The sequence below is a fragment of the Spirillospora sp. NPDC052242 genome (assembly GCF_040679555.1).
Taxonomy (GTDB): domain Bacteria; phylum Actinomycetota; class Actinomycetes; order Streptosporangiales; family Streptosporangiaceae; genus Spirillospora.
In genome coordinates, this window is sequence record NZ_JBFAUZ010000040.1 from 65,245 (window position 1) to 86,671 (window position 21,427).

At 75.0% G+C, this 21,427-nt stretch carries 20 protein-coding genes; 13 read left to right on the forward strand and 7 right to left on the reverse strand.

Features of this window, described 5'->3' with window-relative positions:
• Positions 1-14 precede the first annotated feature (14 nt).
• On the forward strand, positions 15-431 hold the full coding sequence (locus AB0L25_RS29035) for a nitroreductase family deazaflavin-dependent oxidoreductase (protein ID WP_500175901.1): 417 nt from the start codon (positions 15-17) through the stop codon (positions 429-431).
• Between the two features lie 52 nt (positions 432-483).
• On the opposite strand, the gene ybiA is transcribed toward AB0L25_RS29035, so the two are convergent.
• Entirely contained in the window at positions 484-1,005 is a 522-nt protein-coding gene (gene ybiA / locus AB0L25_RS29040) for a riboflavin biosynthesis intermediates N-glycosidase (protein WP_500175902.1), read from the reverse strand.
• Between the two features lie 214 nt (positions 1,006-1,219).
• Between ybiA and AB0L25_RS29045 the strand changes: the two genes are divergently transcribed.
• The 7 genes from AB0L25_RS29045 to AB0L25_RS29075 all read left to right on the forward strand — a co-directional run bounded on the left by AB0L25_RS29045 (position 1,220) and on the right by AB0L25_RS29075 (position 8,718).
• On the forward strand, positions 1,220-1,369 hold the full coding sequence (locus tag AB0L25_RS29045) for a hypothetical protein (RefSeq protein ID WP_500175903.1): 150 nt from the start codon (positions 1,220-1,222) through the stop codon (positions 1,367-1,369).
• A 241-nt stretch (positions 1,370-1,610) separates the two neighbouring features.
• Entirely contained in the window at positions 1,611-2,879 is a 1,269-nt protein-coding gene (locus AB0L25_RS29050) for a nucleotide sugar dehydrogenase (protein WP_500175904.1), read from the forward strand.
• A complete protein-coding gene (locus AB0L25_RS29055) occupies positions 2,876-4,234 on the forward strand; it encodes a glycosyltransferase family 2 protein (RefSeq protein WP_500175905.1) in 1,359 nt (452 codons plus the stop codon). Before AB0L25_RS29050 ends, AB0L25_RS29055 begins: the two co-directional genes overlap by 4 nt.
• Positions 4,227-5,840 carry a polysaccharide deacetylase family protein gene (locus AB0L25_RS29060; RefSeq protein WP_500175906.1) on the forward strand — a complete coding sequence of 538 codons (1,614 nt, stop codon included), beginning with the start codon at positions 4,227-4,229 and terminating at the stop codon, positions 5,838-5,840. The genes AB0L25_RS29055 and AB0L25_RS29060 overlap by 8 nt, the downstream gene beginning before the upstream one ends.
• Before the next feature lie 36 nt (positions 5,841-5,876).
• Positions 5,877-7,235 (forward strand): polysaccharide deacetylase family protein, encoded by a 1,359-nt coding sequence (locus AB0L25_RS29065; protein WP_500175907.1) that lies wholly within the window; start codon positions 5,877-5,879, stop codon positions 7,233-7,235.
• Entirely contained in the window at positions 7,232-7,978 is a 747-nt protein-coding gene (locus AB0L25_RS29070) for a polysaccharide deacetylase family protein (protein ID WP_500175908.1), read from the forward strand. The genes AB0L25_RS29065 and AB0L25_RS29070 overlap by 4 nt, the downstream gene beginning before the upstream one ends.
• The gene (locus tag AB0L25_RS29075) at positions 7,978-8,718 is read left to right on the forward strand and encodes a hypothetical protein (RefSeq protein ID WP_500175909.1); all 741 of its coding nucleotides are present in this window, start codon (positions 7,978-7,980) and stop codon (positions 8,716-8,718) included. The genes AB0L25_RS29070 and AB0L25_RS29075 overlap by 1 nt, the downstream gene beginning before the upstream one ends.
• On the opposite strand, the gene AB0L25_RS29080 is transcribed toward AB0L25_RS29075, so the two are convergent.
• The gene (locus AB0L25_RS29080; protein WP_500175910.1) at positions 8,699-9,658 is read right to left on the reverse strand and encodes a hypothetical protein; all 960 of its coding nucleotides are present in this window, start codon (positions 9,656-9,658) and stop codon (positions 8,699-8,701) included. The genes AB0L25_RS29075 and AB0L25_RS29080 overlap by 20 nt on opposite strands.
• A gap of 125 nt (positions 9,659-9,783) precedes the next feature.
• Between AB0L25_RS29080 and AB0L25_RS29085 the strand changes: the two genes are divergently transcribed.
• Both AB0L25_RS29085 and AB0L25_RS29090 read left to right on the forward strand, forming a co-directional pair.
• On the forward strand, positions 9,784-10,236 hold the full coding sequence (locus AB0L25_RS29085; protein ID WP_500175911.1) for a hypothetical protein: 453 nt from the start codon (positions 9,784-9,786) through the stop codon (positions 10,234-10,236).
• A 92-nt stretch (positions 10,237-10,328) separates the two neighbouring features.
• The gene (locus tag AB0L25_RS29090) at positions 10,329-11,915 is read left to right on the forward strand and encodes a hypothetical protein (protein ID WP_500175912.1); all 1,587 of its coding nucleotides are present in this window, start codon (positions 10,329-10,331) and stop codon (positions 11,913-11,915) included.
• Here AB0L25_RS29090 and galT read toward each other — a convergent pair.
• Genes galT through AB0L25_RS29110 form a run of 4 tightly spaced genes read right to left on the reverse strand, consistent with a single transcriptional unit; the run spans position 11,902 to position 16,833 of the window.
• Positions 11,902-12,966, reverse strand: coding sequence for a galactose-1-phosphate uridylyltransferase (galT, locus tag AB0L25_RS29095; protein ID WP_500175913.1), 1,065 nt, complete (start codon positions 12,964-12,966; stop codon positions 11,902-11,904). The two genes, AB0L25_RS29090 and galT, sit on opposite strands and share 14 nt — an antisense overlap.
• 9 nt (positions 12,967-12,975) lie before the next feature.
• The gene (locus tag AB0L25_RS29100) at positions 12,976-13,557 is read right to left on the reverse strand and encodes a GTP-binding protein (RefSeq protein WP_500175914.1); all 582 of its coding nucleotides are present in this window, start codon (positions 13,555-13,557) and stop codon (positions 12,976-12,978) included.
• Positions 13,538-13,903, reverse strand: a complete 366-nt coding sequence (locus AB0L25_RS29105) for a DUF742 domain-containing protein (protein ID WP_500175915.1) — start codon at positions 13,901-13,903, stop codon at positions 13,538-13,540. Before AB0L25_RS29105 ends, AB0L25_RS29100 begins: the two co-directional genes overlap by 20 nt.
• On the reverse strand, positions 13,900-16,833 hold the full coding sequence (locus tag AB0L25_RS29110; protein WP_500175916.1) for a nitrate- and nitrite sensing domain-containing protein: 2,934 nt from the start codon (positions 16,831-16,833) through the stop codon (positions 13,900-13,902). Before AB0L25_RS29110 ends, AB0L25_RS29105 begins: the two co-directional genes overlap by 4 nt.
• Before the next feature lie 137 nt (positions 16,834-16,970).
• On the opposite strand from AB0L25_RS29110, the gene AB0L25_RS29115 reads away from it, so the two are divergent.
• The 3 genes from AB0L25_RS29115 to AB0L25_RS29125 all read left to right on the forward strand — a co-directional run bounded on the left by AB0L25_RS29115 (position 16,971) and on the right by AB0L25_RS29125 (position 20,119).
• The gene (locus AB0L25_RS29115; protein ID WP_500175920.1) at positions 16,971-18,239 is read left to right on the forward strand and encodes an ABC transporter substrate-binding protein; all 1,269 of its coding nucleotides are present in this window, start codon (positions 16,971-16,973) and stop codon (positions 18,237-18,239) included.
• 138 nt (positions 18,240-18,377) lie between these two features.
• Positions 18,378-19,739: a glycoside hydrolase family 3 protein gene (locus tag AB0L25_RS29120; protein ID WP_500175917.1), complete on the forward strand. Its 1,362-nt coding sequence runs from the start codon at positions 18,378-18,380 to the stop codon at positions 19,737-19,739.
• The gene (locus AB0L25_RS29125) at positions 19,736-20,119 is read left to right on the forward strand and encodes a glycoside hydrolase family 3 protein (protein WP_500175918.1); all 384 of its coding nucleotides are present in this window, start codon (positions 19,736-19,738) and stop codon (positions 20,117-20,119) included. The genes AB0L25_RS29120 and AB0L25_RS29125 overlap by 4 nt, the downstream gene beginning before the upstream one ends.
• Positions 20,120-20,257: 138 nt before the next feature.
• Here AB0L25_RS29125 and AB0L25_RS29130 read toward each other — a convergent pair whose 3' ends face one another.
• Positions 20,258-21,298, reverse strand: a complete 1,041-nt coding sequence (locus AB0L25_RS29130; protein WP_500175919.1) for a family 2 encapsulin nanocompartment cargo protein polyprenyl transferase — start codon at positions 21,296-21,298, stop codon at positions 20,258-20,260.
• Positions 21,299-21,427: the final 129 nt, after the last annotated feature.

A 21,427-nucleotide genomic window follows, 5' to 3' on the forward strand; every position in this document is an offset into this window, starting at 1 on the left:
CTGGAGGTCCGCGCATGCCCATGCCACGCGCCTTCCGCCGCGTCGGCCGCGCCGTCAACCCCGTCGCGCTGCCGCTCGCGCGCCGCCTGCCGCCCCTCGCCGTCGTCGAGCACGTCGGCCGCCGCAGCGGCCGTCCGTACCGCACGCCCGTCCAGGCCTTCCGCACGGAGTCCGGCTGGGTCGTCGCACTGGCGTACGGCGACGACGTCGACTGGGTGCGGAACCTGCTCGCGGCCGGCGGCGGGCACCTGGTCCGCGGCGGCCGCCGCTACCGGCTCACCGACCCCCGCCGCCTGCGCGGCGCGCCCGGCAAGCGCCTGCTCCCCTGGTGGTCGCGCGCCCTGATGACCCTCGTCCGTGTCGGCGGCTACGTCACCTTCGACGCCGCCGAGGTCGCCCCCGAAACCCCCGCCGCGACCACGACCGCCTGACCCCGCCCGGACGACGAGGGGCCGCCCGGCCGTCGAGGGCGAGGCGGCCGCGTCAGGTCAGGGAGTCGCGGACGGTCATGAGGGCCTGCCCCAGGAGGTTCTCGCCGCGCCAGGCGTCGGGGCGTTCGGCGCGGGGGTCGTCGGCGGTCAGGCCGATGCCCCACACGCGGTCGAGCGGGCTCGCCTCGGCCAGGATCCGATTGCGGGTGCCGGTGAGATAGGCGCGCAGGTCGTCGTGCTGGGCGAACTTCGCGAGGTTGCCGCGGACGACGATGCCGAGCCGGTGCTCGCGCCACACGGCCTCGTCGAACCCGGTCACGCGGCGGCCGAGGTCCTTCGCGCGTCCGGGGTGCGGCGCGGCCGTGATCGCCGCCACGGCGCGTTCGTCCCCGAACAGGCGCGCCTTCTCGGCCATCATGTAGTGCTCGGCCGTCGCGTACCGGACGCCGTCCACGGTGAACGGGGACGCGTGCCACTGGCTCAGGCACCCGGTGGGGCCGTGCTCCCGCCAGAAGAACAGGAACTTCAGGCGGGCGCCGGACCGCTGCAGCGCGATCAGCTCGGGGACGTCCATGGGGGCGAGAGTGCCAGGACGGACGCGGGGCGGCCAGCGGTTTTCCCGGTGCGGAATTGATCATGGAATGGGCGCGTTACCACGGAGGCGGATGATCCGCCACCGGATCGAGGTCTAGACCATTTTGCCGAACCGGGTGGGTCATCGGAGAAGATCTCCTTATTTCGGTAGGCCCGAGCCACCGAGAAGCGTCTACGGGAGGACAGAAGCACAAATGGACAGCCCTCTGGCGAACCCTCGTCGCACCCAGCTCGACGCGTGGCCCACGGCGCGCTCCGCGGACGCGGAGACGGAGCGGACCACGGCGTCCGTATCGTCCGCGGAGTCGTCCGGCGCGGGCGAGGACGACGGCGCCGAGCTCTGACCGCTCGGGCCGGAACGCCGGGACCCGCCCGACCGCCGGGCGGGTCCCGGCGTTCCCGCGTTCCCGGCACAGCTCAAAGGGCATGATCGTGAGTGACGTGCGCCACGTCATCCCGCAACTGACGTAGGCGATATACGTCGCCGTGCGGTGCCCCGTCAAACGGCGTCCAAAGAGCATTTACTACGCCTTTGCCTTTGGCTTGCCGTGCTCGCGGAGCACCACACGGGGAGATCTCACGTACATGCCCTCTGCCCTGCCCACCGAGGCCCCGACCTACGACGTCGCCGTCATCGGGCTCGGCTATGTCGGCCTGCCGACCGCGCTCGCGTTCCACGCCCGGGGCCTGCGGGTCCTCGGCGTCGACCTGGACGCCGGGCGCCTGGAGGACATCCGCAGCGGACGCGTCGACCTGCTGCACAGCGACCACGAGCGGCTGCGCGCGGCGGGGGACGCGCTGGCCGTGACCGCCGACCCCGCCGCGGCGGCCGCCGCGGACGCCGTGCTCATCTGCGTCCCGACCCCCGTGAACCGACACCTGGTGCCCGACCTCGGGGCGCTCAGTGCGGCGTGCTCGGCGGCCGTCGCGCACGCGCGCCCCGGGCAGACGATCGTCCTGACGTCGACGACGTACGTGGGGTCGACGCGGGACATGCTCGCGGCGCCGCTCGCCGCGCGGGGGCTGCGCGTCGGGACGGACGTGTTCGTCGCGTTCGGCCCCGAGCGGATCGACCCCGGCAACGACCGGCACGCCCACGAGGACGTCCCGCGCGTCGTCGGCGGGGTGACGCCCCGGTGCGCGGAGCGGGCCGCGGCGGTGCTCGGACGGTGCGCGGAGCGGATCCACCGGGTGTCGTCGGCCGACGCGGCGGAGATGACGAAGCTGCTGGAGAACACGTTCCGCGCGGTGAACATCGCGCTCGTCAACGAGTTCGCGGACGCGGCGGGCGTGCTCGGCCTCGACGTCATGGAGGTCATCGAGGCGGCGGCGACGAAGCCGTACGGGTTCATGCCGTTCTTCCCGGGGCCGGGCGCGGGCGGGCACTGCATCCCCTGCGACCCGCACTACCTGCTGTGGCAGCTGCGGGGCGACCGGCTGCACCCGCCGGTGGTCGCGGCGGCGATGACCGCGATCGCGACGCGGCCCCGGCGGGTCGTGGAGCGGGCGCGGCAGGTGCTGTCGGACGCCGGGCGGGGGCTGGCCGGCGCGGACGTCCTGGTGCTGGGCGTCGCGTACAAGCCGGGCGTGGCGGACCTGCGGGAGTCGCCCGCCCTGGAGATCATCGACGGGCTGCTCGCGGCGGGCGCCGACGTCGCCTACCACGATCCGCGCGTGCCGGAGCTGGTCACCGGCGGCGGGACGAAGCTGGCGTCGGTCGCCCTGCGCCCCGCCGACCTCGTCATCGCGCACACCCCGCAGCCCGGCGCCGTCCCGGCCGCGCTGCCGCACGACCAGCTCGTCCTGGACGCGACGTACCGGTTCCCCGGCGCGGCCCGGCGCGTGGCCCTGTGAGGCGCCGCCCCCGCCTCCCGGCCCGCCCGCGGACCGGGAGGCTCACCGCGCTGGGCGCGCTCGTCCTGGTCACGGCGATCTGCGCGCTGATCGCGTGGCACGTGGGCGTGAAGCTCGCCTACCTGCGCGGCGACCTGCTGCTGTCGGGCTACACGGTGCTGGTCGGCGGGTACGTGCTGAGCCGGTTCGCGCTCGCGGCGTGCTACCGGCCGCCGCGGGACGTCGGCATCACCCCGTCCGTCGCGATCGTCGTGCCCGCCTACAACGAGGGCGAGGCCGTCGCCCGGACGATCCACTCCTGCCTCGGCCTCGTGTACCCCGAGGACAGGCTCGAGGTCGTCGTCGTCAACGACGGGTCGAGCGACGACACGTGGACGCACATGGAGGAGGCCGCCGCGCGGTACCCGGACGGACGGGTGCGCTGCGTCGACCTCGGCGAGAACCGGGGCAAGCGGGCGGCGATGGCGGCGGGGATCCGCGCGACCTCGGCGGAGATCCTGGTGTTCGTCGACTCCGACTCGATGCCCGCGCCCGGTTCGGTGCGCCGGCTGGTCCAGGGGTTCGCGGACCCGGAGGTCGGCGCGGTCTCCGGGCTGACGTACGTCCGCAACGCCGAGCACAACGTCCTGACGCGGATGCAGGCGGCCCGGTACTACGTGTCGTTCCAGCTCCTGAAGAGCGCCGAGTCGGTGCTGGGCGCGGTGACCTGCTGCTCCGGCTGCTTCGCGGCGTACCGGCGGGAGGCGATCGCGCCGCTGCTGGACGCGTGGGAGCACCAGCGCTTCCTCGGCGTCGAGTGCACGTACGGGGACGACCGGGCGCTGACCAACCGCGTCCTCAAGGCGGGCTGGACGACCCGGTACGACGCGCGCGCGGAGGCGTGGACGGACGCGCCCGACCGGTACCGCAAGTTCTTCCGGCAGCAGTTGCGGTGGAAGAAGTCGTGGAGCCGGGAGGGGCCGCTGCTGCTGGCGCACATCTGGCGGAGCCGGACCCGCGCGCTGCCGTCGGTCGCCGTGCAGACGATCGCGGGGATGCTCAGCCCGCTCGTCGTCCTGTACGGGCTGCTGGCGCCGCTCGCGGGCGGGCGGTTCCCGATGGTGTACTTCCTCGGCCTGTACCTGGTGGCGATGGGGTACGCGCTGCTGTACCGGATGCTGCGGAACGACGGGCTGTGGATCTACGCGTTCGTCGGCACGTTCTTCTACGTCGCGTTCTCCCCGCAGCTGCTGTGGGCGATCGCGCGGATCCGGGACGGCAAGTGGGGCACGCGGGACGGCGACGCGGAGCCGGTCGTCCCGGCCGTCCCGCGGGCCCTGCACGTCTACAGCGCGACGGGCGGCGGCGATGGCTGACCCGGCGGACGGGACGGACGAACGGGCGGGCGAGCGGACGGGCGGGGCGGCGGAGCCCGCGCCGTGGGAGCGGCCGCCGCCCGGCCGCGCGCGGGGGTTCCGCGCGGTCACCGGGTTCGTGTTCCTGTGCTCCCTCGCCCTCGCGATGGCGACGTGGGTGTCGATCAGCCGCCCGTTCGACCCCGGGCAGGCCGAGGCGGCGGCCGTCCGGCCGGACCCGGAGGCCGCGCGGGCCGCCGCCGCGCTGCCCGCGCACCCGGGGTCGATCGTCGCGCTGACGTACCACGGCGTCGACGACCGCGACGGCGCGCAGAGCACCCTCACCCGGGAGCGGTTCGGGTCGCACATGGCCGCGCTGGACGCCGCCGGGTACGAGACCGTGCGCCTGCGGGACGTCCTCGACCTGCTGGAGGGACGCCCCGTCCGGCTGCCCCCGCGCGCGCTCCTGCTCACGTTCGACGACGGGCGCCTCACCGACTGGACGAACGCCGACCCCGTCCTCGCCGAGCACGGGTTCACGGCGACGGCGTTCCTCGCGACCGGACGGATCGTCGAACCGGGCACGCCGTCGTACTACCTGTCGACGAAGCAGGTGCGGGCGCTCGCCGACACCGGCCGGTGGGACTTCGGGTCGCACTCGCACGCGCTGGACGACCGCGTGCGGATCCCGGGCGACGTGGGCGCGCCGCTGCCGAACCGGATCGTCGCGGGCGGGCGCCCGGAGACGCTCGACGCGTGGCGGGCGCGCGTCCGCGCGGACCTGGAGCGGTCGCAGGACTTCTTCCGCCGGACGCTCGGCCGCGGGGCCGCCGCGTTTTCGTACCCGTTCGGGGAGGCGGCGGGCAACGACCGGCGCGCCGCCGCCGCGCTGCCGGGGCTGCTCCGGGACGCCGGGTTCCGCGCGGCGTTCACGGGCGAGGGCGTCCCGGCGGGGCACGTGGACGCGATCGCCGCGGACGCGCCGCCGTACCGCGTCGACCGGATCGGCGTCCGCCGCACCACGTCGGCCGCCGGGCTGCTGGAGCTGATCCGCGCCGCGGTGCCCGCGCCGCCGCCGCACGCCCTCGCGGCGCTGCCGTGGCGCGGCGACGGCGTGGCGTGCGCGCGGGACGGCGCCGACCTGCGGGTCACGGGCGACCGGTACGGCGCGTGCGTGCTCGGCGGCACGGGCGACGGCGGGCCGAACACGAGCCGGTGGCGGGACTACCGGGTGACGGCGTCGGTCTCGGGCCTGAGCCCCCGTTCCGGCGCGGTCGTCGCCGTGCGGGACGGCGCGGGCGCGGGGCGTCCCGGCCGCGTCGAGGTCGTGGTCGGCGACGGGGCGGTGGTGGCGCGGCGGCAGGTCGGCGACCGCGCCCCGGTGCCGCTCGGCCGGACCCGGCTGGACGGCCGGGACGGCGGCGACGGGGCCCGCGACGTCGCCATCGAGGTGCGCGGGGGCCGGCTGACCGTCGCGGTCGAGGGCGGCCGGCCGCTGCGCGCCGCGCTGACCGGCGGGTCCGGCCCGCCGATCGACCGCGGCGGCGTCCGGCTCGGGATCACGGCGCGCGGCGGGCGCACGGTGACGTTCCACGATCCGACGTTCGTCCCGCTCCGGGGCCGCTGACCGCGCGCCCCGGGACCACCTCAGAGAGAGGCGACGATGCCTTCACCGACCCGACCTTCGCTCACCCGACCGCCCCTCACCCGGCCCGTTCTCGTCCGTGCGGCGGCCGTCCTCGCCGCTTCCGTACTGGTCGCTCCGGCGCTGGCCGCAGCACCGGCGCGGGCCGCGGCGGGCACCGTCGTGTCCCTGACGTTCGACGACGGGCTGCGGAACCAGTACGACAACGCCCGTCCCGTCCTGGACGCGCACGGCATGGACGGCACCTTCTACGTCAACAGCGCCCGTGTCGACGCGCCCGGCTACATGACGCGCGCGCAACTGGAGACGCTCGCGTCCGGCGGGCACGAGATAGGCGGGCACACCGTCTCCCACGTGAACGTGCCGTCGCTGCCCCAGGAGGAGCAGCAGCGGCAGGTGTGCAACGACCGGGTCGCGCTGCTCGCCCTCGGGTTCGAGGTGACGAGTTTCGCCTACCCCTACGGCGCGGTCGACGCGGGCGCGCGGGACGTCGTGGAGGGCTGCGGCTACAACAACGCGCGGACGGTCGGCGGGCTCGTCTCCCCGGGGAGCTGCGAGGGATGCGACCGCGCTGAGACGGTCCCGCCCGCCGCGCCGTACTCCGTCCGCACGCCCGACTCGGTCAAGACGAGCACGACCCTCGACCAACTCAAGCGGTACGTGACGCAGGCCGAGGAGGACGGCGGCGGCTGGGTGCCGCTCGTGTTCCACCACGTGTGCGACGGCTGCGGCGACTCCTACGCGGTGACGCCCGCGACGCTCGACGCGTTCCTCGGCTGGCTCGCGGCGCGGGCGTCCGGCGGCACGGTCGTCCGGACGGTCGACGAGGTGGTCGGCGGCGACGTGCGGCCGCCGGTCCCCGGGCCGCCGTCGCCGGCGCAGGTGCAGAACCCGTCGCTGGAGGCCGCCTCCGGTGCCGTGCCCGCGTGCTTCCAGGAAGGCGGCTGGGGCACGAACACCTACACCTGGACCCGCACCCAGGACGCGCGCACCGGCCAGTACGCGCACCAGGTCGCCGTCACGTCCCGCACGTCTGGCGACAGGAAACTCGTCACCCGCCAGGACGCCGGTACGTGCGCCGGTACGTGCGCCCCCGCCGCGATACCGGGACACAGGTACGAACTCGGCGTCTGGTTCAAGGGCTCGTGGCCCGCCACCGTCAACGCGAAGATGAGCATCTATTACCGCACCGCCACGGGCGCCTGGACGTTCTGGACGAACGGCCCGGCCCTCGCCGGGACTGGAACCTGGCAGCGGTCCCTGGTCACCACGCCGCCGGTCCCCGCGGGCGCGACGAACCTGAGCTTCGGCATCGCGCTCCCCGGCGTCGGCACCCTCACCGTCGACGACTTCTCCCTCACGGATCTGGATTCATGACCCTGGGCACCTCCGTCCGCCGCCACCTCCTCGAACTGGGCTTCGGGCTGCTCGCGCTGGCCGTCGTCGTCCCCCTGGCCCGGCAGGAGCTCGGGCCCGGCGGGGACGCGGCCGCGCGCGCCGCCGGGGCCCGCGACGTCCTCACCCCCGAGATGCTCGCGCCGGCGAGCACCGCGAACCGCTGCGCGCGGGGCCGCGTCGAGCTGACGTTCGACGACGGCCCGGACGTCTACACGCCGCAGGTCCTCGAAGTACTGCGCGCCCACGACGTCCGCGCCGTGTTCTACGTGACCGGCGAGAAGGCCGCCGCGCGGCCCGCCATGGTCCGCGCGATCGCCGCCGCCGGGCACCGCGTCGAGAACCACAGCTGGAACCACCCGCACCTCACCGACCTGACGCCCGCGCAGGTCCGCGGGCAGCTCGCCGACACCTCCGCCGCCGTCGAGGACGCGGGCGCGCCCCGTCCGACGCTGTTCCGGCCGCCGTTCGGCGCCGGCGACGCCGTGGTGGAGGCGCAGGCGCGCGCGCTGGGCATGCGGGTCGTCCGCTGGACGATCGACACGCACGACTGGCGCGGGCGCACCCCCGAGGAGATCGCCGCGACCGTCCTCACCCGGGCGGAACCGGGCGCCGTCGTGCTCATGCACGACGGCGTCGCCCGCTCCGCGGCGACCGTCCGCGCCCTCCCGACGATCATCCGCGGGCTGCGCGCCCGCGGGTTCTGCACGGCGCTCCCCGGCTGATGCGCGCCCGGCTGATCGTCGCGGGCGCCCTCGCCGGGGCCGTCCCGATCGCGTGGGCCGTCTGGGCTCTCACCCGCCCGGACGGCCCCGGCCGCGCGCCCGTCCCCGCGCGGCTCGTCACGAACGAGTACGCGCACTGGAACCCCGGCGCCGGGGACGCGCGCCGCTCCCCCACGTGGGACGTCACGAGCGGCTCCCTCTACGAGCGCGACGGCCTCCTCTGGACGGGCCCGCCGGACACCGCCGTGCCCGACGCGACGTCGTCCAACGGCACCGGGTCGAGCGTGTTCCGGATGAACACGCACCGTGCCGATCACCTCGACGTCCACATCACCCTGGACGTGCGTAACGTGCGCCTACTGCCCGACGACGCGCAGGCCACCGACGGGGTGCACGTGATGCTGCGCCGCCAGGACGAGACCGAACTGTACGTCGCGTCGCTGAACCGGCGCGACGAACTGCTCGTCGTCAAGAAGAAGCTGAGGGGCGGCCCGGTGAACGGCGGCAGGTACTTCACCCTCGCCCAGGTGCGCCACCCCTACCCGTTCGGCGCATGGCAGCGCTTCGAGGTGCGCATCACCGGGACGTCCCCGGTCGTCGTCACCGTCGCGCAGGCCGGACGGGAGCTGCTGCGGGCCGTCGACGACGGCCGCCGCCACGACCGTCCCATCGCCCGTCCGGGGTCGGTCGGGGTGCGCGGCGACCGGTGCGAGTTCGAGTTCAGGTTCCGTGCCCGCTGACGCGCGCCCGGTACAGGCCGGTGTCCGTCGCGGCGAGGAACGTCCCGTCGGGCGCCAGCGCCACGCCGCCGACCGGCCCGGGCACCTCGACGCGTCCGAGCGGCTCCGGCCGGGCGACGTCCCGCACCGTGTACGCGCCCTTCTGGAGGTCGCCGGACGCGACCAGCAGGCGCCCATCCACCCGCGCCGCCGCAACCTGCGCGTTCGCGCCCGCGAGCTCCGGCGCGTCCACGGCGGCCGCCTCCCCGCCGTCCGGGTGCCGCACCACGATCCGTCCCGGCTCCGCCTTGACGAGCACGACCCCGTCTCCCCACGCGACCATCGGGACCTCCCGGGAGCCGTCGCGGTCCAGCTCGGCGACCTGCCGACCGAGCTCGACGTCCAGCACGCCGACGCGGTCGCGGTGCTCGGAGCCGCAGGACAGGGCGATGAGCGGCCCCGGCTCCGGGGCGGCGTGCTGCAGGTTCCGGTCCGAGCTCCAGTACCCGAACCAGGTCTCGAAGTCGGCCAGCCGCTCGCCGGTCCGCGCGTCCCAGAGGACGATCTCCGCGTGCGGGCGCCGGTCGAACACCGTCACGACGGCCCCGCGCCCCCGGTGGACGGCGAGCCCCACCACGTCGGGGAACGACGCCTCCGCGTCGTCGATGACGACCTCGTCGCCGCCGCGCACGTCGTGGACGTGCACCCGCCCGCCGCCCGCCCACGCCACGACGGGCGACGCGCCGCGCGGCCCCGGCAGCGCGCCGAACGCCCACTCCTCGTCGTCGTAGGGGAATCCGGGCAGCGGCTCCCCCACCCGGGCGCCGCTCGCGAGATCCCACGCGAGGCCGACGGCGCCGCCGTCCCCGATCAGCGACGCGCACGCCGTGGCCGCGCCGCTCCCGGCGGCCCGCACGTTCCCGAAAGACCCCTGCGCCAGCAGTTCCGCACGCCCGACCATGCCCGCACACTAGGCCAGCCCATCGGCACCGTCCCCGCTTTTACGCAATCGCGGCCGGAGCGTTTATTCGGTTGATCCTCACTGGGAATCCCACCGAACATGGCGGAGTGGACTTCGCTCTGCAAATGGTCGAAATCACCTGGACGAAGCACGCGCGCGGCGGCCCGGCCGCCGCGCGCCGCAACGCGGCCCCGGTCGCCTTCCCCCTGCCGGACGAGCCGCCCCCGTTCGTCCACATGGTGTGGATGCGCGAAGGGGACGGCTTCGTCCCGCACACCAGGGTGGGGCACGCCCTCCCTCGGGGAATCGGCGTGAAGGAGGAACCCGAAGGGCTTCGCGTGGACTTCGGGAATCGCCCGTCCGTTCATCTGCGGCCGAACCAATTCCTGCGGCGGCAGGACACCTTCCTGAGCGGTCACGGCTGCTCCTGCTGCGGCACCCCCTGGTACAACCTGCGCACGATCAACATCATCTACGGGAAAGTCCGCGCGGAATCCTTCCTGCACGAACCGGCCAGATATATCGACGACCGCCGGTGGCTCGGCGCCCGCCGCCGTTTCGTCGGCGACACCCGTTAACGTTCCAGGCGACCCGAAGGGGCGCGTGGACGAATGCGGAGACGTCCGGTATATCCGTTGATCAACGTGATCGCGGCGGGCGGAGGGGACGCGTGGAGCCGGTCGAGCTGACGGCCGCCGAGCGGCGGGTGTGGCGAGCGTTCCGGACGGGAGCGAAGGTCGACTTCTCGCGGGACGGCGACGACGCCGCCGACGGCGCCGCGTGGGGGCCCGAACGCACCGTGCGGGCGTGGGTGCTGCGCAAACTGCTGCTGCGCCCGCCGGAGGACGGCGAGGTCGCGGCCCTCCGGGTGTCCGGGGCGCGGATCACCGGGAAGCTGGACCTCCAGTACGCGACGGTCGAGCACCCGATCCGGCTGTGGGCGTGCCACTTCGAGGAGATCCCCAACCTGTACGCGGCGCACCTGACGCAACTCAACCTGAGCAAGTCGTTCCTCCCCGGACTGTTCGCCGCGACGATGCAGGTGAGCGGCGTCCTGCGGCTGACCGAGTGCCGGGTCCCGGGACGGATGAGCCTCGGCGGCATCCGCATCGCCCGGGCGTTCTTCCTCGAACGCGCCCGGCTCGGCACTCCGGGGACGAACCAGGGCGAGATCGTCCACCTCAACCATTCGGTGCTGGAGGACGACATGTGGGCCCCCGGCCTCGAGGCCCACGGCGAGATCCGGCTGAACAGCGCGTCCATCACCGGCAACCTCAACCTCGAAGACGCCGTGCTGCGCAACCCCGGCGGGCACGCGATCGAGGCCCAGAGCCTGAGCGTGGGGCAGAACCTGAACGCCCGGAGGCTGCGGAGCGAGGGCGAGATCGACGTGCGCCGGGCACGGATCGGCCACCGGATCGACCTCATCGACGCGCACCTCGCGAACCCGGCCGGGCGGGCCCTGGACGCCAAGAGCCTCGGCGTCGGGACGGACGTGTCGGCCACGCGGGCACGCTTCGACGGCGAGATCGACCTGCGCGCCGCGACGATCCCCGGGCTTCTCGGCCTCCGGGGGGCGCGGGTGTCCACGCTCGCCGCCACCAGCGCCGCCGTCGGCGAACTGTGGCTCCCGGACGCCCGCATCGACGGCGAGACCGACCTGCGGCGGGCGCGGTTCGGGCTGCTGCACCTGCCGCCGGGCGCGCTGCGCGGGGACGTCCGGCTGGACGGGCTGACGTACGAGTCGCTCGACCCGCGGCTCCCGCCGAAGGTGCGCGTGCCGATGCTCGAACGGGACGTCGAAGGGTACGTGCCGCACGCGTACGAGCAGCTCGCGGCGGCGTACCTGCGGGCGGGCGACGACATCGCCTCCCGCAACGTCCTGCTCGCGAAGCAGCGGCGGCGCCGCCGGACGCTGCCGCTGTACCGGCGCGTCTGGGGCTACCTGCAGGACGCGACGGTCGGGTACGGGTTCCGGCCGCTGTGGGCGGCGGCGTGGCTCGCCGGGCTGCTGCTCGCCGGGACGGTCGCGTTCGGGTTCGAGCATCCGGCGCCGCTCAAGGCCGACGAGCATCCGGACTTCAACCCGCTGTTCTTCTCCCTCGACCTCCTCCTGCCGATCATCGACTTCGGGCAGCAGAAGGCGTTCAAGCCCGCCGGGTGGCACCAGTGGCTCGCGTACACGCTGATCAGCACGGGCTGGGTGCTGGCGACGACGATCGCGGCCGGGGTGACGCGGACGCTCAGCCGGCAGTGACCGCGCGCAGCCGCGCGGCGGCGTCCTCCGGCGGGACGTCGTTGATCCAGGCGGCCATCCCCGACTCCGACCCCGCGAGGTACTTGATCTTGTCGGCGGCGCGCCGGATCGAGAACAGCTCCAGGTGCAGGCGCAGCAGGTCGCGGCCCTCGCGGACGGGCGCCTGGTGCCAGCCCGCGATGTACGGGAGCGGGGTGCCGTAGAGGGCGTCGAGGCGGCGCAGCAGGTCCCGGTAGACGACGGCCAGCTCGTCCCGCTCGGCGCCGTCGAGGGCGACGAGGTCGGGCACGTGCCGGTGCGGGGTGAGGTGGACCTCGACGGGCCAGCGCGCGGCGGCCGGGACGTACGCCGTCCAGTGCTCGCCCGCGTGGACGACGCGGGGCCCGGCGCGCTCGGCGGCGAGGACGTCGCCGAACAGGTCGCCGCCGTACGCGGACGTCGTCTCGAGCATCCGCCGGGTGCGCGGGGCGACGAACGGGTACCCGTAGATCTGGCCGTGCGGATGGTGCAGGGTCACGCCGATCTCGACGCCGCGGTTCTCGAACACGTACACCTGCTCGATGCCGGGCACCGCCGACAGTTCGGCCGTCCGGTCCGCCCACGCGTCGACGACCGTCCGGACGCGCGACACGGGCAGCCGGGCGAGCGCGGCGTCGTGGTCGTCGGTGAAGCAGACGACCTCGCAGCGTCCGGCGCCCCGGGCCCGTTCGAACAGCGGGACGCCGTCCACGGTCGGGGGGACGGGCGGGGCGGCCGCGGCGTACGAGGGGAAGCGGTTCTCGAAGACGGCGACGTCGTACCCGGGGTCGGGGATCTCGGAGGCGGGACCGCCGGGGCACAGCGGGCACTCGTCGGCGGGCGGCAGGAACGTGCGCGCGTTGCGGTGCGCGGTGATCGTGACGGGGTCGCCGGTGAGCGGATCGCGCCGCGTCTCGCCGAGCGGCTCGACGGGCGGGAGCCCGCGCGGGTCGGGCACGGGCGCGCGGCCCGGCCGCTCGTCGTAGTAGACGATCTCTCGGCCGTCGCTGAGGCGGGCACGGGTCCGGAACACCGCAGCAGGCTACCGGGCGGCCGCCTTCTCCTTCTCGTTGACCGCCAGCAGGTGCGTGACCAGCGTCGTCAGCACCTCCTTGCCGGACGCGCGGCGCCGCACGTCGCACAGGACCACGGGCGTCGCCGGGTCGAGGTCGAGGGCCTCGCGGATCTCCTCGACGGTGTAGTCGTAGCCGTCGTCGAAGCAGTTCACGCCGATGATGAACGGCAGGCCGCGGCTCTCGAAGTAGTCGACGGCCGGGAAGCAGTCCTGGAGGCGGCGGGTGTCGGCGAGGACGACCGCGCCGAGCGCCCCCGCCGACAGTTCGTCCCACATGAACCAGAACCGGTCCTGGCCGGGCGTCCCGAACAGGTACAGGACGAGGCCGTCGCGGACGGTGATGCGGCCGAAGTCCATCGCGACCGTGGTGGTGGTCTTCTGCTCGACGCCCTCGATGTCGTCGACGCCGACGCCCCGGTCGGTGAGCAGCTCCTCGGTCTGCAGCGGGCGGATCTCGCTGACGGCGCCGACGAGGGTCGTCTTGCCGACGCCGAATCCCCCGGCGATGAGGATCTTCACCGCGACCGGGTCAGAGGGCTTGGAGACCATGCAGCACTTCCCTGAGGAGACTTTCCTTGGAGAGCGGGCTCTCCTGCCGGGGGCGGGTGACGGTGATCAGCCGTTGGCCGAGCAGGTCCCCGAGGAGCACCCGGACGACGACGAGGGGCAGTTCGAGCCGCGCGGCGACCTCGGCGACCGGTTGCGGCGCCGCGCACATGTCGAGGATGTGCAGGTGTTCGGGGCCGATCCCGGGCGTTCCGGCGCGCGGCCGGCCCGCGGTGGCGATGAGGGTGATCATGTCGAAGGGCTCGTCGCCGGCGGGCCGCGCCCGGCCGCGGGTCAGCGCGTACGACCGGACGATCGGTCCGGCCTCGTCGTCGAGCCATTCGCTCATCCGGAATCCTCGCCGTCCTCGACCTCGGCGCGCCCGCGCCGGGTGCCACGCTGGATGGACGACATCATCGCGCGGGCCTCCTCGGGGGTGCGGCGGGCGCGGACCGGTTCCTCGGGCGCGCCGTCCGCGGGCGGCCCCGCCGGTTCGCCGTCGCGGAGCTGCGCCGCCATGTTCTGCTGCCGGACGCGCTTCGGCAGCGGCGGCCGCTCCGCCCCGGGCGTGCGCCGCCGCACGTCCCCGAGCGCCCGCTGCCGCTCGCTCGGCGCACCCCCGACCCCGCCCTCCTCCTCGGGCGCGGGTTCGGTCGCCGGGCCGTCGGCCGCCGAGGCCGCTTCGGACTCGGGCGCCGGTTCCCACCGCACAGCGCCGAGCGGCCCGGCCGCCGGCCCGTCGGGCGGGTCGAACCGCACGGCGCCGAGCGGGCCGACCGTCGGCCCGACCGCCGAGCCGTCGCCCCCCGAGGCCGCCTCGGACTCGGGCCCGGGCGCCGCCTCGGGCGTCGGGCCGTCGGCTTCCCAGGCCGCCGACCGGGAAGCGCCGGACGTCGTGTCCTCGGCGTGCGGGGTCCCGTCCTCCGGAGCGTCGCCCCATGTGGGTTCCGGGCCCGCGCCCGTGGAGAGCGGGGCCTCGGGGGTCGGCGGGGTGGAGGGGGCGGTGCCGCGGCGGCGGCGGGGCAGGGGCGTCCTGCGGCCGCCCGGCGTGCCGGGGGCGTCCGGGCGGCGGACGCCGTTGGCGGGCTCGCCGGGCCGGGCGGGGCCGCGCGGGGCGGCGGGCACGTCCCCGACCATGGAGGCCGGGAGGCGCAGGACGGCGCCGCGGTCCTCGCCCGGGCGGGCGGGGGCGACGACGGTGCCCGCGGTGACGAGCGCCTCCTCGGCGCGCCGGGTGGTGAGGGCGGGCGGGCCCTCCGGTTCGTCGGCGCGGACGATGAGGTCCTCGGGGAGCAGGACGATCGCGGTCATCCCGCCGTACGGGGACGTGCGGAGGGTGACCTTGACGCCGTGCCGGCGGGCGAGGCGGCCGACGACGAACAGGCCGAGGCGGCCGCTGTCGGACAGGTCGAACTCCTCGGCGGTCGCGAGGCGCTCGTTCGCGGCGGCGAGCGCGGCCTCGTCCATCGACAGGCCGCGGTCCTCGACCTCGATGCTGTAGCCGTGCGCGACGGCCTGGCCGTGCACCTGCACCGTGGTGTGCGGCGGCGAGAACACGGTGGCGTTCTCGATCAGTTCGGCGAGCAGGTGGATGACGTCGGCGACGGCGGGGCCGACGACGGCGGCGCCGGTCATCGGGGCGACGTTGACGCGGGTGTAGTCCTCGACCTCGGACGCGGCGGCGCGGGCGACGTCGACGACGGCGACCGGGGTGCGCCAGCCGCGGCCGGGCGGCCGTCCGGACAGGATGATGAGGCCCTCGGCGTGCCGCCGCATGCGGGTGGCGAGGTGGTCGACGCGGAAGAGGTCCTCGAGGTCGTCGGGTTCCTCGATGCGGCGTTCCATGGCGTCGAGCAGCTTGAGCTGGCGGTGCAGCAGCGTCTGGCTACGGCGGGCGAGGTTGACGAAGACCTCGCTGACGTTGCGGCGCAGCGTCGCCTCCGCGACGGCCTCCTGGATCGCGGTGCGGCGGGCGGCGTTGAACGCCTCGCCGACCTCGTCGATCTCGCGGGCGGCGAACGCGAGCGGCGGGGCCTCCGCGGCGACGTCCACGTCCTCGCCGCGGCGCAGCCGCGCCACGACGTCCGGCAGCCGGACGTCGGCGAGGTCGATCGCCTCGCGGCGCAGCCGGGCCAGTTCGCGGACGATCGAGCGCGCCACCCACACCGCGATGACGAGGGACGCGACGACGGCGAGGACGCCGAGGGCCCCGGCGAGGACGACCCGCATGATGATCCGGTCGGAGATCGGCTCGGCGCGCCGCTCGGCGTTCGCGGCGAGCGACAGCTCGAGCCCGCGCAGCCGGGTGAGGTTGGAGTCGACGGTGGTCTTCCACAGCCGCCCGGCCTCGCCGGCCTCGGTGACGGCGCGGCGGGACCCGACGAAGTGGTCCTCCAGCGCGTGCAGCCGCCGGTACTCGGGGAACTGCGCGACGCGCTCGTAGTACCGGCGGTCGTCGGGGCGCAGGTCGGCCGCGGCGTGCGCGTAGAGGGTGCGCTGCGCGCCGACGAGCTGGACGAACGTGGAGTGCTCGCCGGCCGTCATGCGTCCGGCGGCGAGGGCGCCCGCGAGCCAGGCGTTCTCCTGCGAGAGCGCCTCGCGGGCCTCGGTCAGCTCCGCCTGGCTGCGCGCGTCCTTGGCGACCTCGGCGTTGTCGAGGGTGACGAGCGAGCCCTGCAGGGAGCCGACGTCGGCGAGCAGCGCCGTGTAGTCGGCGAACGCGCGGTGCCGGTCGACGGCGCCGGAGTCGATGCCGCGGCGCCGTTCGGCGAGCCCGTCGAGGGACTGCAGGATCTTGTCGGCGAGCCGCAGCGTCCGTCCGGGCACGTCGTGGTCGTCGCCGTGGCGGGCGAGGTCGCGGAACAGGTCGGCCTGCCGGTCGGTGACGAGCCGGCCGGACTCGAGCGCGGCGCCGGCGCTCGGGTCGCGGGCGCCGAGGTACACCATCGAGAGCCGCCGCTCCTCCTGGAGGGCGCTGCCGAGGGCGCCCGCCGGGTAGGCGTAGTGGTCCTGGACGGTTTCGACGTGCCGCAGGTTCAGGCCCTCGCCGAGGGCGATGTTCGCGGCGAACGACCACAGCGCGGCGAGCGAGACCACCGACACGGTGACCATCAGCACGACCTTGAAACGGATGGACCGGAACCGGGCGGCCTTGGGCCCGCGCCGCACCGGGGCGGCTGCGGCCGGGTCGGCCGGGCCGGCAGGCGCCGCCTGTTCGACCTGGTCGGACGGCTGGGCGGCGGGAACCGCGGGGGCCGCGGGACGGCCTCGATGTGCCACTTTCAGGGGAACTTTCGGTTGTGCGGGATCTTCGGGGGGAGTGTCACGAGAGCCTAGGACGCGGCGGCCCGCGTGTCGAGATCATCACGGTAGGTATGTACGGACGACCGAAATTACCTCTACGATCTTCCGGCGTGATGCCCGAAATCCCCCGTGAGTCCACTTCGCACCGTCCGGACGTCCGGCGTGCGCGCCCGGCGGCCCGTGCCCGGCGGTCCCGGACGCTCGCCCGGTCCGCGCTCGCCGCGGGGGCGCTGGCGCTCGTGGCGGGCCTGACCGGCGCCTGCGTCGGCGGCGGGGACGCCGCCGTGTCCCCGTCGGCGCCGCCCGACCTGCCGATCCGGCAGGACGTCGGCGAGGGCGAGGGCCGCCTCGACCTGGTCGTCTGGGCCGGGTACGCGGAGGACGGCGCGCACGACCCGAAGGTCGACTGGGTGACGCCGTTCGAGCGGAAGACCGGCTGCCAGGTCAACGCGAAGATCGCGGACACGTCCGACGCGATGGTCGCGCTGATGGAGACCGGCCGGTACGACGGGGTGTCGGCGTCCGGGGACGCGAGCCTGCGGCTGATCTACGGGGGCCTCGTCGCGCCCGTCAACACCCGGCTGCTCGGCAACTACGGCGACATCGCGCCGTACCTGAAGAACCAGCCGTACAACTCCGTCGACGGCCAGATGTACGGCGTCCCGCACGGGTACGGCGCGAACATCCTGATGTACCGGACGGACAAGCTGCCGCGGCCGCCCGCGTCCTGGAGCGTCGTGTGGGAGGAGGACTCGCCCGCCGCCGGGCACGTCGTCGCCTACGACTCCCCCATCTACATCGCGGACGCGGCGCTCTACCTGAAGGCGCACCGGCCCGAGCTCGGCATCGAGGACGTGTACGCGCTCGACGAGGAGCAGTTCGCCGCGGCCGTCGACCTGCTGAAGCGGCAGCGGCCGATGGTCAACCAGTACTGGCACAACTACCTGGACGAACTCCAGTCGTTCGAGGTCGCCGCCAACTACGCGGGGACCGCCTGGCAGGTGACGGCGAACCTCGCGAAGGCGCGGAAGGTGCCGGTCGCGACGACCATCCCGAGCGAGGGCGCCACCGGCTGGTCCGACACGTGGATGATCTCCTCGAAGGCCGAGCACCCGTCCTGCATGTACCAGTGGATGAACTGGATCACGACGCCGAAGGTGCAGGCGCAGGTCGGGCAGTGGTTCGGCGAGGCGCCCGCGAACCCGAAGGCGTGCCGGTACACCGTGCGGGGCTTCTGCGACACCTACCGCGTCGGCGACCGCGAGTTCTACGACCGCATCGCGTTCTGGCGCACGCCCGTCCGGAACTGCGGCGACGACCGCGGCGACGAGTGCGTCCCGTACGACCGCTGGACGCAGGCGTGGACGGAGATCAAGGGCTGACCGTCCGGGGGAGGGCCCGGCCGCCCGGCGGGTAACGGCCGGGCACACCATCCGCGTGATCTTGGCAACTTTCCCCATTGACGGCGCCGCCGCCGATCAACTGGTCTATACCAGACCGGACCAGTTGAGGAGGCGAAGATGAAGGTGCTCCCCGCGGTCGTCACCGCGGCCCTCGGGCTCGCGCTGGCCCCGGCCGTGCAACCGTCCGCCCACGCGCAGGCGCCGCCGTCCGACCGGGGACGGCAGCGCTGCGACGCCGGCGCGACCCTGGCGCGCATGACGGACGCCGAGAAGGTCGGGCAGCTCGTCATGGCGGTGACGCTCGACGGCCCGGACGGGATGCCGAACGAGCAGACGCGCCACCTGATCCAGGACCTGAAGCTCGGCTCGTTCATCACGTCGGAACCGCGGACGCCGGAACTCGCGGCCCGCTACAACAACCGGCTCCAGGAGTGGGCGCGGGACACGCGGCTCGGGCTGCCGCTGCTCGCGTCCGGCGACTTCGAGTTCGGCACGACCCACAACGTGCGGGAGGGCACGACCGCCCTGCCGAACGCGATGGGGCTCGGCGCCGCGCGCAGTCCCGCGCTGGCCCGCGAGGCGGCGCTGATCACCGCGGCGGAGGCCCGCGCGATGGGCTTCCACTGGAACTACGCCCCGGTCGCGGACGTCAACACCCGGCCGGAGAACCCGATCATCGGGGTGCGCTCGTTCGGGGAGCGGACGGACCTGGTGAGCGGGCTCGTCGAGACGCAGGTGTCCGCGTACCGCAAGGCGGGGATGATCGCGACGCCGAAGCACTTCCCCGGGCACGGCGACACCGAGACCGACAGCCACACCGGCCTGCCGTCCGTCGGGTACGACCGGGCGACGCTGGAGAAGGTGCACCTGCCGCCGTTCGCCGCCGCGATCGACGCGGGCGTCCCGGCGATCATGACGGCGCACGTCATCGTCGAGGCGATCGACCCCGAGCTGCCCGCGACGCTGTCGCCCGAGGTGCTGACCGGGCTGCTGCGCGAGGAGATGGGCTTCGACGGCCTCATCGTCACCGACGGCATGGCGATGGACGCCATCGACGAGAACTGGGGCACCCGCGACGCCACGGTCATGGCGATCAAGGCGGGCGCGGACGTGATCATGTCGACCGGCGACCACGCGGCGAGCGTCGAGGCCGTCGACGCGCTCGCGGGCGCGCTGCGCAGCGGCGAGCTGCCGGAGTCCCGGGTGGACGAGTCCGTGCGGCGCGTCCTCGAACTGAAGTGCGCGTACGACGTCGCCGGGCACCGGTTCGCGAGCCCGGAGGCCGCCGCGGCCGTCTCGGGCAACGCGCTGTTCCGGAAGCGCGCGGCGCGGATGGGCGTCGCGGCGACCACGCTCGTGAAGAACGAGCGCGGCGTGCTGCCGTTCGACGCCGAATCCGGGGAGCGGACGCTCGTCGCGGGCGTCGTCCAGACCGAGCCGTTCGCCCGCGCGCTGGACGCCGCGTCGGCGGGCCGGTGACGCGCTGGGAGGCGTCGTCGCAGGACCCGACGAACGCGGAGATCGCGGCGGCCGTCCGGGCGGCGGGCGACGCGGACCGGATCGTCGTGGCGACGTTCTCGTCCGGGACGCTGCCGGACGGGCAGGCGCGGCTGGTGCGGGCGCTGCGGGCCACCGGCAAGCCGGTCGCGGCCGTCGCGATCGGCCTCCCGTACGACATCACCGCGTACCCGGACGTCGACGCCTACATCACCACGTACGGGACGACCGCCCGGACGCAGCGCGTCAGCACGGCGATGCACGAGGGCGCGGCCGGAGTCGTGTTCGGGAGGCAGCCCGGCGGCCGCCTCCCGGTCACAGTCGGGGACCTCTACCCGTACGGCCACGGCCTGCGCTACTAGAGCCGCCCGGCCCGGCGGTCCGCTGCGCTCCGTTCCAGGCGCCGGGTCAGCACCGCCCGTGGGGGGGAACCCCCACACCCCCCCGACCTCGCTGACCCGGCGCCCTCCACTCCGCTGCGCTCCGTTCCAGGCGCCGGGTCAGCGGTCGCGGTGGGTGAGCAGGTGGGCGAGGGCCCGCAGCTCGCCCGCCGCGGCCGGGACGGGCTCGGCCGCGTCGAGGTCGGTGAGCGCGGCGGCGCACAGGGCGTCGGCCTTGCGCGCCGCCCACTCGCGCGCGCCCGCCTCCTCGACGAGCGCGGCGGCGCGGGCGGCGTCCCGGTCCGGCAGCGGCGCGTCCCGCCGGTAGATCTCGGCGAGCTCGTCCCCCGCCGGGGTGCCGGACGCGAGCGCCGCCACCACCGGCAGCGACTGCTTCCGGTTGCGCAGGTCGGAGTGGACGGGCTTGCCGGTGACGTCCGGGTCGCCCCAGATGCCGAGGAGGTCGTCGGCGAGCTGGAAGGCGAGCCCGACGCGTTCGCCGAACGAGCCGAGCCGGTCGGCGCGCAGGCCGTCCGCGCCGCCGTGCGCGGCGCCGAGCGCGCACGCCGCGCCGAGCAGCGCGCCCGTCTTGCGGCCCGCCATCGCCAGGCACTCGGCGAGCGGCACCGCCTCGGCGCGCCGCTCGAACGACAGGTCCTCGCTCTGCCCCTCGACCAGTTCGAGGACGGCGCGGCCGAGCGTCCGGACGGACGACGCCGGGGCGGGCCCGCCCGCGAGGGCCTCGAAGGCGGCGGCGAGCAGCGCGTCGCCCGCCAGGATCGCGGTGTTCGGGCCGAACACCGTCCAGGCGGTCGGGCGGTGCCGCCGGGTGGCGTCGCCGTCCATCACGTCGTCGTGCAGCAGCGAGAAGTTGTGCGCGAGCTCGACGGCGACGGCGGCGGGCAGCGCGGCGGCGGCCGTCCCCCCGACGGCCGCCGCGGACAGCAGCGCCAGCGCCGGGCGGACGGCCTTGCCCGCGTCGCCCGTCGCCGGGCGGCCCTCCGCGTCCCGCCAGCCGAAGTGGAATCCGGCGACGGCGCGGGTCGCGGGGGGCATGTCGTCGACCGCCGCGCGCAGCGCCGGATCGAGCAGGGCCCGGCTCCACGCCAGCACCTCGGCGGGCGGGCGCGGCGGCGCGTCGTTCCAGGAAGAGACTGACATGGCGGGCCTTCCCTCAGCGGGCGGTCTCGGCGGGCGGAACGGGCGCGGGCCGCCGCGGCGGCGCGGCGGCGGGGCCGGGGGCCGGCCGCGGGTGCGCGCCCCTGTGAGCGCACGGAAGTCCCCACGTAG

Excerpts from the sequence above, each read along its gene's own strand:
- AB0L25_RS29100 (WP_500175914.1), bottom strand. The coding sequence starts at position 13,557 with ATGGTCTCCAAGCCCTCTGACCCGGTCGCGGTGAAGATCCTCATCGCC.
- ybiA (WP_500175902.1), bottom strand. The coding sequence starts at position 1,005 with ATGGACGTCCCCGAGCTGATCGCGCTGCAGCGGTCCGGCGCCCGCCTG.
- AB0L25_RS29035 (WP_500175901.1), top strand. The coding sequence starts at position 15 with ATGCCCATGCCACGCGCCTTCCGCCGCGTCGGCCGCGCCGTCAACCCC.
- AB0L25_RS29105 (WP_500175915.1), bottom strand. The coding sequence starts at position 13,903 with ATGAGCGAATGGCTCGACGACGAGGCCGGACCGATCGTCCGGTCGTAC.
- AB0L25_RS29045 (WP_500175903.1), top strand. The coding sequence starts at position 1,220 with ATGGACAGCCCTCTGGCGAACCCTCGTCGCACCCAGCTCGACGCGTGG.
- AB0L25_RS29085 (WP_500175911.1), top strand. The coding sequence starts at position 9,784 with ATGGTCGAAATCACCTGGACGAAGCACGCGCGCGGCGGCCCGGCCGCC.
- AB0L25_RS29120 (WP_500175917.1), top strand. The coding sequence starts at position 18,378 with ATGAAGGTGCTCCCCGCGGTCGTCACCGCGGCCCTCGGGCTCGCGCTG.
- AB0L25_RS29070 (WP_500175908.1), top strand. The coding sequence starts at position 7,232 with ATGACCCTGGGCACCTCCGTCCGCCGCCACCTCCTCGAACTGGGCTTC.
- AB0L25_RS29115 (WP_500175920.1), top strand. The coding sequence starts at position 16,971 with ATGCCCGAAATCCCCCGTGAGTCCACTTCGCACCGTCCGGACGTCCGG.
- AB0L25_RS29060 (WP_500175906.1), top strand. The coding sequence starts at position 4,227 with ATGGCTGACCCGGCGGACGGGACGGACGAACGGGCGGGCGAGCGGACG.
- AB0L25_RS29080 (WP_500175910.1), bottom strand. The coding sequence starts at position 9,658 with ATGGTCGGGCGTGCGGAACTGCTGGCGCAGGGGTCTTTCGGGAACGTG.
- AB0L25_RS29050 (WP_500175904.1), top strand. The coding sequence starts at position 1,611 with ATGCCCTCTGCCCTGCCCACCGAGGCCCCGACCTACGACGTCGCCGTC.
- AB0L25_RS29065 (WP_500175907.1), top strand. The coding sequence starts at position 5,877 with ATGCCTTCACCGACCCGACCTTCGCTCACCCGACCGCCCCTCACCCGG.
- AB0L25_RS29075 (WP_500175909.1), top strand. The coding sequence starts at position 7,978 with ATGCGCGCCCGGCTGATCGTCGCGGGCGCCCTCGCCGGGGCCGTCCCG.
- AB0L25_RS29130 (WP_500175919.1), bottom strand. The coding sequence starts at position 21,298 with ATGTCAGTCTCTTCCTGGAACGACGCGCCGCCGCGCCCGCCCGCCGAG.